Genomic DNA, 9,787 nt, shown 5'->3' on the forward strand with positions numbered 1-9,787 from the left:
GGAGAGGGCGGGGTGAGGGGCTGCTTCCGCGACGACCGTGACAAATCGAATTCGCGGAAACAGCCCCTCACCCCAACCCTCTCCCCGTAAGAACAGGGAGAGGGAGAAGAAAGAGAAAGGGGAGAGGGCAACGATGGAGCGGGAATAGGGACACGAGAGGGAACATGTCCAACCTATTCGATCTACTGGTCGCGGGGCTGGCCACCGGCGCCATCTATGCGCTGGTTGCGGTCGGCTTCACGCTGCTGTGGCAGACCTCGCAGACCATCAATTTCGCGCAAGGCGAGTTCGTGATGCTGCCGGCGTTCCTGATGCTGGCGGCGATGCAGGTGGGCGCGCCGTTCTGGCTCGCGATCATCCTCGGCATCCTCTTGTCGATGATCCTGCTCGGCCTCGCCTTCAAGCTGCTGCTGGTCGACCCGATGATGCGCCATGGCGTGCTGCCGCTGGCGATTGCGACCATGGCGCTCGCGATCGGCATCAAGGAGGCCGTCAAGCAATTCTTCAGCGCCGAGGCTTCGCCCTTCCCCTCGATCGTGCCGACCGGCGAGGTCGCCATCCTCGGCCATGCCGTGTCCCTGCAGAGCATCGGCGTGCTCGTGGTCGCCATTCTCGCCGTTCTCGGCCTGACCACGCTGCTGAACCGCACCTCGCTCGGCCACCAGATGCAGGCGGCGGCGCAGAATCCGACGGTGGCGCGCATCATCGGCGTGCCGGTCGAGCGCATGATCCTCTTGACGTTCCTGATCAACGCGTTCCTGGTGGCGCTGGCCTCGCTGCTGATCACACCGATCTACCTCGCAAAGTTCTCGTCCGGCGAGGTGCTGGGCCAGGCCGCCTTCATCGCCGCGATCGTCGGCGGCTTCAACCAGGTGCGCGGCGCGATCGCCGGCGGCCTGTTGATCGGCGTGCTCGATAATCTCGCGGCGGCCTATGTCTCGACGCAGTATCGCGCCGCCGTGCCGATGATGTTCCTGATCGCCGTCATCCTGTTCCGGCCGCAGGGCTTGCTCGGCCGTGCCGAGGAGCGCACCGTATGAGCGGCTTCGCCAAACCCCTGAAGATCGCGCTCGGCCTTGCCGTGATCGCCGCGCTGATCATCGTCCCCATGAACTTCAACCGCTACGGCCTGTTCATTCTCAGCCAATGGGCCGTGATGAGCATCGCGGCGATGGGGCTCAATCTCACGCTCGGCTATGCCGGCCAGGTCTCGCTGGCCCAAGGCGCCTTCGTCGGCATCGGCGCCTACGCCGCCGCGATCATGACCACACATGGCTGGCCGCTGCCGGCGGCGATCCTGGTGGCGATCGTCTTGAGCTTTGCGATCGGCTGGGTGCTCGGCTATCCCGCGCTGCGCGTGCAGCACCATTATCTCGCCTTCGTCACGCTGGCCTTCTCCACGCTGGCCTTCCTTCTGTTCCGCAACGAGAGCTGGCTGACCGGCGGCATCTACGGCATCTCCAACATTCCGCGTCCCCACATCTTCGGCATCGCGACCAACAAGCCGCTGCCGTTCTACTATGTCTGCCTCGGCTCGCTCGCGATCGTCTCGCTGGCGGTGTGGTGGCTGATCCGTTCGCCTTGGGGCCGTGCCTTCATGGCGCTACGGGAAAATCCGTTGCGCGCGCAATCGCTCGGCATCGATACGCGGCGCTACACGCTGATGGCGTTCGCGATCGGCTCGGCGCTCGGCGGCGTCGCCGGCGCGCTCTATGCGCCGCTGACGCAATATATCGATCCGGTGCCGTTCAACCTGTCGCTCTCGCTCGACCTCCTGTTGATGGTGATCGTCGGCGGCGCCGGCTTCTATTTCGGCCCGTTCCTCGGCGCGATGATCGCGGTGCTGCTGCCGGAATGGCTGCGCTTCGCGGAAGGCTATTATCTGATGCTCTACGCGGTCGCCGTGATGCTGCTGCTGATCTGGTCGCCGACCGGCATTCTCGGAATCCTCGATCGCTATCTCGCCGAACGCCGCACCAAGGCGGCGTCCGCGCTGCGCGCCGTCGCAAAGTCGCGCCTGGAGACGGTGCAATGAGTGCGGTTCTCGAAGTCACCGACATCAAGAAGAGCTTTGGCGGCATCCACGCCGTCAACGGCGTCTCGTTCGACGTGCGCGAGGGCGAGATCCTCGGCCTGATCGGGCCGAACGGCTGCGGCAAGTCCACGCTGTTCAACTGCATCCTCGGCCAGCTGACGCCGACCGGCGGCGAAGTGAAGCTCGACGGACAGGTCGTCACCGGCCTGCGCCCCTCCGAGCTCAACAAGCTCGGGGTCAGCCGCACCTTCCAGCTGTTGCAGGTGTTCCCGAAACTCTCGGTGCGCGAGAACCTGATCCTCGCCGGACAGGAGCACCAGGGCAACATGGCCTCGCGCCTGGTCGGCCGCTCCGATGCCGGACTGACGGAGGCCGCCAACCAGATGATCGGCTTCTTCAAGCTCGACCATCTCGCCGACGAGCCAGCCGGTGGTCTCTCCTACGGTCAGCAGAAACTGCTCGATGCCGCGATGGCGTTCATGGGCGGTCCGCGCCTCGTGCTGCTCGATGAGCCAGCCGGTGGCGTCAACCCGTCGATGCTGGCGGACCTCAAGGAGCGCCTGGTCGCGATCAACCGCGAGAAGAACGCCACCTTCGTCGTGATCGAGCACAACATGGAGTTCGTGATGTCGCTGTGCTCGCGCGTGATGGTGATGGCGGAAGGCAAGGTGCTGGCGATGGGCCGGCCCGACGAGGTCCGCAAGAACCCCGCCGTGATCGAAGCCTATCTCGGACATTAGGAGCGAGTGATGAGCGACCCGATCCTCTCGGTCCACAATCTCGTCGGCGGCTACGGCAAGATGACGATCTTGAACGGCACGACGTTTGCCGTTCCTTCGGCCACGATCACGACGATCATCGGTCCGAACGGCGCCGGCAAGTCGACGGTTTTCAAGGCCATCTTCGGCCTGCTCAAGCTGCGCGAAGGCAAGATCAGCTTCGCGGGCCGCGACGTCACGAACTTAAGCCAGCGCGCGCTGCTCAACGCCGGCATCTGCTACGTGCCGCAGGGGCGCAACATCTTTCCCGAACTGTCGGTGCGCCACAATATCGAGCTCGGCGGCGTCGCCGCCGACAAGGGCCTCGACCTGCCCAAGCGGATCGAGGCGGCGCTCGACCTGTTTCCGGCGTTGCGGCGCAAGTCCGCGCAGCAGGCCTCGACGCTGTCCGGCGGCGAGCAGAAGCAGCTCGAGATCGCCCGCTCGCTGCTGCTCGAGCCGAAGCTGGTGCTGGTCGACGAGCCTTCGATCGGCCTGTCACCGCTGATGGTGCAGCAGACCTTCGACATCCTCAAGAGCTTGCGCGACCGCGGCGTCACCATCCTGATGATCGAGCAGAACGCGCGCTCGGCGCTGGAGATCTCCGACATCGGCATCGTGCTCGAGCTTGGCCAGACCCGCATGGTCGACGACGCCAGGCGCATTCTGAATGATCCCCGCATCGGGCAGCTCTTCCTCGGCGGCGCCATGGAGGAGAGTGCGGCATGAGCGCGAAGATGCGGATCGCCGTGGCCGGCGCCGGCCTGATCGGCCGTCGCCATATCGAGTTGATCGAGTCCTCCCCGGATTGCGTGCTCGCCGGCATCGCCGACCCTTCGCCCGCCGCGAAGGAATATGCGCTGGCGCATGGCGTGACCTGCTATGCGGACCATCGCGCCCTTCTGGCAGAGGAGAAGCCCGACGGCCTGATCATTGCCTCGCCCAACACGCTGCATCTGCCGATGGCGCTCGACTGCGCCGAAGCCGGCGTGCCGGCCTTGATCGAGAAGCCGGTGACCGAGACGGTTGCGACCGCGCAGCGCCTTTGCGCGGCGGTGAGACGCACCGGCGTGCCCATGCTGGTCGGCCATCACCGCCGGCACAATCCGATCATCAAGTCGGCCCGCGAGACGGTGGCGGGCGGCAAGCTCGGCCAGCTCGCGGCCGTGGTCGGGCTATGGCTCCTCAAGAAGCCCGACGATTATTTCGAGGTCGCCTGGCGGCGCGAAGCGGGCGGCGGGCCGCTGCTCATCAATCTCATCCACGACATCGACAATCTCCGCTTCATCTGCGGCGAGATCGTCGAGGTGCAGGCGCTGACCTCGAACAAGGTGCGCGGCTTCGCGGTCGAGGACACTGCCGCGCTGCTGCTGCGCTTTGCGAGTGGCGCGCTGGGAACGGTGACCGTGTCGGATGCGACGCCGGCGCCGTGGAGCTGGGAACTCTCCTCAGGCGAGAACCCGGCCTATCCCAAGCAGGACCAGCCCTGCTACATCCTCTCGGGCACCGCGGGTTCGCTCTCCGTGCCCAACATGGAGCTGTGGTCCTACGCGCAGCAGTCCGGCTGGTACGCGCCGCTGTCGCGCGCGACCATCGCGCCGCCCGCGTTCGATCCGCTGGTCGAGCAGCTCCGGCATTTCTGCGCAATGATCGCCGGCCGCGAACAGCCACTGATCTCGGTCGAGGACGCGATGGGAACGCTTGCCGTCGTCGAAGCCGTCAGCGAGGCCGCGCGCACGGGGCAAAAGATCTCGCCGGGCCAGATCATGGAGCAGGCCGCATGAACCAGCGCTCGATTGCCACCGTCTCCCTCTCCGGCGCGCTCGACGAAAAGCTCCGCGCCATCGCCGCCGCCGGCTTCGATGCGGTCGAGATTTTCGAAAACGACCTGCTGTCGTTCGGCGCCGGCCCGCGCGACATCGCAAAACTCTGCCGCGACCTCAATCTCGAGATCTGTGCGTTCCAGCCGTTCCGCGACTTCGAGGGCATGCCGGAGCCGCAGCGCGCGCGCAACTTCGCCCGCGCGGAGCGGAAGTTCGATTTGATGCAGGAGCTCGGCACCGATCTCTTGCTGATCTGCTCCAACGTCTCGCCCGCCTCGCTCGGCGGCATCGACCGCGCTGCTGACGACTTTCGCGAGCTCGGCGAGCGCGCCGCCAAACGCGGCTTGCGCGTCGGCTATGAGGCGCTGGCCTGGGGCCGCCACGTCAACGATTATCGCGACGCCTGGGAGATCGTGCGCCGCGCCGATCATCCCGCAATCGGTGTCATCCTCGACAGCTTCCACGCGCTGGCGCCCAGCTTTCCGACCCGCGCCATGGCCTCGATCCCCGGCGACAAGATCTTTCTGGTGCAGCTCGCCGATGCACCAAGGCTCGAGCTGGACATCCTGTCGTGGAGCCGGCACTTCCGCTCCTTTCCCGGCCAGGGCGACCTGCCGGTCGGCGCGTTCATGGCGGCGGTCGCAGCGACCGGCTATGCCGGGCCGCTGTCGCTGGAGATCTTCAACGACCAGTTCCGCGCCGGCTCGGCCGCACAGACTGCGGTCGACGGCCTGCGCTCGCTGATCCTGCTGGAGGACCAGCTCGCACCGGATTGGCCGAATTTCGCCGGCAAGGCGCTGGCTCCGAAGGCGAAGAGCCGCGGCACCGGTTTCATCGAGTTTGCGGTCAACGAGAGCAAGGCCGGCGAGCTTGCCCGTCTGTTCTCACAGCTCGGCTTCCGCAAGAGCGGCCAGCACCGCAGCAAGGCGGTGGAGCGCTGGTCGCAGGGCAAGGTCGAGCTCGTCATCAATTGCGAGACCGACGGCTTTGCGCATTCGCACTATGTCACCCACGGGCCCGGCGTCTGCGCCATCGCGCTCGACGTCGACGATGCCGGCCGTGCCATGCAGCGCGCCGAGACGCTGAAGGCGCGCACCTTCTACCAGCCGGTCGGTCCGGGCGAACTCGAGATCCCCGCGATCCACGGCGTCGGCGGCAGCCTGCTCTATTTTCTCGACCAGGCCGGCAAGAACTGGGACACCGATTTCGAGCCTGTTGCAAGCGATGCCAGCGGCGATGCGCTGCTCGCGGTCGATCACATCGCGCAGTCGATGCCCTATGACGAGATGCTGTCCTGGCTGTTGTTCTACACCGGCATTCTCGACCTCAATCGGCTGCCACAGATGGAGATCGCCGACCCCCGAGGTCTCGTACAGAGCCAGGCCGTCGTCAACGCCGACCAGAGCCTGCGCTTCGTGCTCAACGGCTCCTCCGCCAACCGCACCCTGCCGGCGCGCTTCATCTCGGAGTTCTTCGGCTCGGGCGTGCAGCACGTCGCCTTCGCGTGTCAGGATATTTTTGCGACCGTCGCGGCCATGCGCCAGCGCGGGGCGGGCTTCCTGGACATCCCCGACAATTACTATGACGACATCGAAGCCAAATACGATCTTTCGCCTGGACTGATGGCGCAGCTGCGCGCCAACCACATCCTCTACGACCGCGAAGGCGACGGCGAGTTCTTCCAGGTCTACACCCACATCTTCGACGAGCGCTTCTTCTTCGAGATCGTCGAGCGCAGGCATTATCAGGGTTTCGGTGCGGCCAACGCCGGCATCAGGCTCGCAGCGCAAGCGCGCGAGGTGCGCCCCGCAAGCATGCCAAGGGTGTGACGACCCTCTCCCCTTGTGGGAGAGGGTGGCTCGCCGCGACAGCGGCGAGACGGGTGAGGGGTCTGCCTCCGCGCACTCATTTCGCGGAGAAATACCCCTCATCCGGCGCTTCGCGCCACCTTCTCCCACAAGGGGAGAAGGGGCTACATCGCTTGTGCCTCACTTCATCTTGCACTTGTCGTGGAAGCGATCCTGGTCGTTCTCGACGATGGTGGCGACGGTCTTCAGCGCGAGCTGGCCTTCGGAATCCTTGACCACGTCCTGCAGGTAGAAGTTCTGGATCGGGATGTGGTTGTTACCGAACTTGAACGGGCCGCGCACCGATTTGAAGTTGGCCTTCTCCATCTCGGCCTTCATCTCGTCCTTCTTCGAAGTGTCCCCCTTCACGGCGACGACGGCGCTGTTGATCAGGTTCGCGGCGTCATAGGACTGCGCGCCGTAGAAGGTCGGGCGCAGGCCGGGGTACTTCTTGCGGTAGTCGGCGACGAAGCGCTTGTTCTGCTCGTTGGGGAGGTCGTTGACCCATTGCTGCGCGCCGGGCACCCCGAGCGCGTTCTCCTTCTGGAGCGGCAGCGAGAGCTCGTCGATGGTGAAGGCGGTGTAGAGCGGCATCGTGCTCTTCAGCCCGGCCTGCGCATATTGGTTCAGGAACTGCACGCCCGCGGCACCCGGGTAGAACACGAAGATCGACTCGGCGCCGGAGGCACGCGCTTTGGAGAGCTCGGCGGAGAAGTCGAGCTGGCTCGGCCACACAGTGTATTCCTCACCCACGACCTGACCCTTGAAGGTGCTCTTGACGCCGGCCAGCATGTCCTTGCCGGCGGCATAGTTCGGGCCGATCAGGAACACCGACTTGACGCCCTTCTGGTTCATATAGGTGCCGACCGCCTGCGGCGTCTGATCGTTCTGCCACGAGGTCGAGAACACGTAAGGCGAGCACAGCTCGCCCGCGAGCTGCGACGGACCGGCATTGGCCGAGATCAGGAAGGTCTTCGAATCGACCGCGGTCTTGAGCGAGGCGAGCAGCACGTTCGACCAGATATAGCCGACGATGAAATCGACCTTGTCCGACTGCACCAGCTTCTCGGTCTTCTGCTTGCCGACGTCGGGCTTCTGCCCGTCATCCTCGTAGATCACCTCGACCGGCTTGCCGGCCATCTTGCGGCCGAGATGATCGAGCGCGAGCTCGAAGGAATTGCGCATGTCGTTGCCGATCACGGCGGTCGGGCCGCTGAAGGTCGAGACGAAGCCGATCTTGATGGTGTCACCGGCGAACGCCTGATTTGCCAGCACCAGCGCCGCTGCGCCCGCCAGCCAAAATGCCGTCCTCATAACCACTCCCCTCCTTATTATCGGTCCCCGGAAGCGGGGTGATCGCCGCTCCAGGCCCGTCTCTATTGAACGCAAAATCTGTCGCGCCGCCAATCGCTCAGCGCCTGCCTTGCACCATATTTCGCCCCGATCGACGGTGGCAAGAAATATAATTCTACTCACTTGGACGGAGGCTGCGGCGCTTTTTCGCGCCGGATCGATGCATCCCGTCTATTCGCCCATTGAGGACGGCTATTGGACCGCGGCGCCCAATCCGCACTTAAATGAAGGCGAGCAGCAGCGAGATTCGAGGGTTCAATCATGGCCGCAAATCCCCATCGCGTCGTCATCGTCGGCGCCGGCTTCGGCGGGCTGGAGGCGACTTACCGGCTTGCGGGCGCACCCGTCGAGATCACGCTGATCGACCGCCGCAATCATCATGTGTTCCAGCCGCTGCTCTATCAGGTCGCGACCGCCTCGCTCGCCACCAGCGAGATCGCCTGGCCGATCCGTCATCTCATGCGCGACCGCCGCGAGGTGACGACGCTGTTTGCGACCGTGAGCGGCATCGACACGGCTCGCCGCTGCGTGCTGATCGACGACGGCAGCGAGGTGCCCTACGACACGCTGGTGCTGGCCACCGGTGCGCGTCACGCCTATTTCGGCCACGATGAATGGGAGCAGTTCGCGCCCGGCCTGAAGACGCTGGAGGATGCGACCACCTTGCGCCGGCACATCCTGGTGGCGTTCGAGCGCGCCGAGCGCGAGACCGATCCGAAGCGGCGCGCGGCGCGGCTGACCTTCGTGATCGTCGGCGCCGGCCCGACCGGCGTCGAGCTCGCCGGCACCATCGCCGAGATGGCGCATCACACCCTGCCCGGCGATTTCCGCAACATCGACACGCACAAGGCACGCGTCGTGCTGATCGAGGCGGGCCCGCGCGTGCTCGCCGGCTTTCCCGACGAGCTCTCGGCCTACGCCCAGGCCTCGCTGGAAAAGATCGGCGTCGAGGTCGTGCTCGGCCAGGCCGTGACCGAGATCAACCGCGACGGCGTCGTGTTCGGCGGCAAGCTGCTCGAGGCGAAGACACGGATCTGGGCCGCCGGCGTGCGCGCCTCGCCCGCCGCCGAATGGCTGGGTGCGCCGCACGACCGCGCCGGACGCGTGCTGGTCGAGGCCGACCTCACCATACCAGGCCATTCCGAGATCTTCGCGATTGGCGACACCGTCAGCATCAACGCCTGGGGCGGCAAGCCGGTGCCCGGCATCGCGCCGGCCGCCAAGCAGCAGGGCCGTCATGTCGCGGAGACCATCAGAGCGCGCCTGCGCGGCGCTGCGACCGGCCCGTTCCGCTACAAGCATACCGGCAGCCTCGCCCAGATCGGCAAGCGGCTCGCCGTGATCGATTTCGGCCGCGTCAAGCTGCGCGGTGCCATCGCCTGGTGGATCTGGGGCATCGCCCACATCTACTTCCTGATCGGCCTGCGCCACCGCCTCAGCGTCGCGCTGAGCTGGCTCTGGATCTACGCGCGAGACCAGCGCGCGGCGCGGTTGATCACGCAGGGAAGCAGCAAGGTGGTGTAGGGGGCGTGCGCTTACCCTCCCCTGGAGGGGGAGGGTCGGCTCACATGGAGCGCAGCGAAATGTGAGACGGGGTGGGGTGACAGTCTCTCCTCATCCAACAGTGCCCGTGAGGAGAGATCACCCCACCCCGCTCGCGCTGCGCGCGATCGACCCTCCCCTGGAGGGCTACGGCATTCACACATCGAAGTTGAAGACGGGCAGAATGTCTGATTCCGTGTTGTTCTCATTGTCGAGGAGGATGGCATGGAGCTTGGACTGGGACGGTTTGGCGACCGTCGCCTGGAAAAAGGGGGGCCTTTCTCCTGGGCCGGCTGGTCGCGTCGGGCGGCCGAAAGCTGCGGGTGCGTCGATTGGGCGGCAATCGGGCGGGAGAGATTCGCCTGACCCGGCTATTGCGTAACGAGGCGTTCACCTGCGAGGAGATGCTGGCGGAGGCGGCCAGACGGA

General features: G+C 65.6%; 8 protein-coding genes. 7 read left to right on the top strand and 1 reads right to left on the bottom strand.

Going from position 1 to position 9,787, the window contains the following annotated elements; all coding sequences use genetic code 11:
- Window positions 1-164: 164 nt before the first annotated feature.
- The 6 genes from HZZ13_RS16000 to HZZ13_RS16025 are packed head-to-tail and all read left to right on the top strand — an operon-like array spanning window position 165 to window position 6,445.
- Complete coding sequence (locus HZZ13_RS16000; protein WP_197960515.1) at window positions 165-1,040, top strand: branched-chain amino acid ABC transporter permease; 876 nt, start codon at window positions 165-167, stop codon at window positions 1,038-1,040.
- Window positions 1,037-2,035 (top strand): branched-chain amino acid ABC transporter permease, encoded by a 999-nt coding sequence (locus HZZ13_RS16005; RefSeq protein ID WP_197960516.1) that lies wholly within the window; start codon window positions 1,037-1,039, stop codon window positions 2,033-2,035. The genes HZZ13_RS16000 and HZZ13_RS16005 overlap by 4 nt, the downstream gene beginning before the upstream one ends.
- Window positions 2,032-2,775 (top strand): ABC transporter ATP-binding protein, encoded by a 744-nt coding sequence (locus HZZ13_RS16010; protein ID WP_197960517.1) that lies wholly within the window; start codon window positions 2,032-2,034, stop codon window positions 2,773-2,775. The genes HZZ13_RS16005 and HZZ13_RS16010 overlap by 4 nt, the downstream gene beginning before the upstream one ends.
- A 9-nt stretch (window positions 2,776-2,784) precedes the next feature.
- Window positions 2,785-3,522: an ABC transporter ATP-binding protein gene (locus tag HZZ13_RS16015; RefSeq protein WP_036020339.1), complete on the top strand. Its 738-nt coding sequence runs from the start codon at window positions 2,785-2,787 to the stop codon at window positions 3,520-3,522.
- Window positions 3,519-4,577, top strand: a complete 1,059-nt coding sequence (locus HZZ13_RS16020) for a Gfo/Idh/MocA family protein (protein ID WP_197960518.1) — start codon at window positions 3,519-3,521, stop codon at window positions 4,575-4,577. The genes HZZ13_RS16015 and HZZ13_RS16020 overlap by 4 nt, the downstream gene beginning before the upstream one ends.
- Complete coding sequence (locus HZZ13_RS16025; RefSeq protein WP_197960519.1) at window positions 4,574-6,445, top strand: bifunctional sugar phosphate isomerase/epimerase/4-hydroxyphenylpyruvate dioxygenase family protein; 1,872 nt, start codon at window positions 4,574-4,576, stop codon at window positions 6,443-6,445. Before HZZ13_RS16020 ends, HZZ13_RS16025 begins: the two co-directional genes overlap by 4 nt.
- Before the next feature lie 159 nt (window positions 6,446-6,604).
- Here HZZ13_RS16025 and HZZ13_RS16030 read toward each other — a convergent pair whose 3' ends face one another.
- Window positions 6,605-7,777, bottom strand: a complete 1,173-nt coding sequence (locus HZZ13_RS16030; RefSeq protein ID WP_197960520.1) for an ABC transporter substrate-binding protein — start codon at window positions 7,775-7,777, stop codon at window positions 6,605-6,607.
- A gap of 300 nt (window positions 7,778-8,077) precedes the next feature.
- Between HZZ13_RS16030 and HZZ13_RS16035 the strand changes: the two genes are divergently transcribed.
- Window positions 8,078-9,340 carry an NAD(P)/FAD-dependent oxidoreductase gene (locus tag HZZ13_RS16035; RefSeq protein ID WP_197960521.1) on the top strand — a complete coding sequence of 421 codons (1,263 nt, stop codon included), beginning with the start codon at window positions 8,078-8,080 and terminating at the stop codon, window positions 9,338-9,340.
- Window positions 9,341-9,787 lie beyond the last annotated feature (447 nt).

It is taken from the genome of Bradyrhizobium agreste (assembly GCF_016031625.1).
Lineage (GTDB): Bacteria > Pseudomonadota > Alphaproteobacteria > Rhizobiales > Xanthobacteraceae > Bradyrhizobium > Bradyrhizobium agreste.

Excerpts from the sequence above, each read along its gene's own strand:
- HZZ13_RS16025 (WP_197960519.1), top strand. The coding sequence starts at position 4,574 with ATGAACCAGCGCTCGATTGCCACCGTCTCCCTCTCCGGCGCGCTCGAC.
- HZZ13_RS16035 (WP_197960521.1), top strand. The coding sequence starts at position 8,078 with ATGGCCGCAAATCCCCATCGCGTCGTCATCGTCGGCGCCGGCTTCGGC.
- HZZ13_RS16020 (WP_197960518.1), top strand. The coding sequence starts at position 3,519 with ATGAGCGCGAAGATGCGGATCGCCGTGGCCGGCGCCGGCCTGATCGGC.
- HZZ13_RS16005 (WP_197960516.1), top strand. The coding sequence starts at position 1,037 with ATGAGCGGCTTCGCCAAACCCCTGAAGATCGCGCTCGGCCTTGCCGTG.
- HZZ13_RS16010 (WP_197960517.1), top strand. The coding sequence starts at position 2,032 with ATGAGTGCGGTTCTCGAAGTCACCGACATCAAGAAGAGCTTTGGCGGC.
- HZZ13_RS16000 (WP_197960515.1), top strand. The coding sequence starts at position 165 with ATGTCCAACCTATTCGATCTACTGGTCGCGGGGCTGGCCACCGGCGCC.
- HZZ13_RS16015 (WP_036020339.1), top strand. The coding sequence starts at position 2,785 with ATGAGCGACCCGATCCTCTCGGTCCACAATCTCGTCGGCGGCTACGGC.
- HZZ13_RS16030 (WP_197960520.1), bottom strand. The coding sequence starts at position 7,777 with ATGAGGACGGCATTTTGGCTGGCGGGCGCAGCGGCGCTGGTGCTGGCA.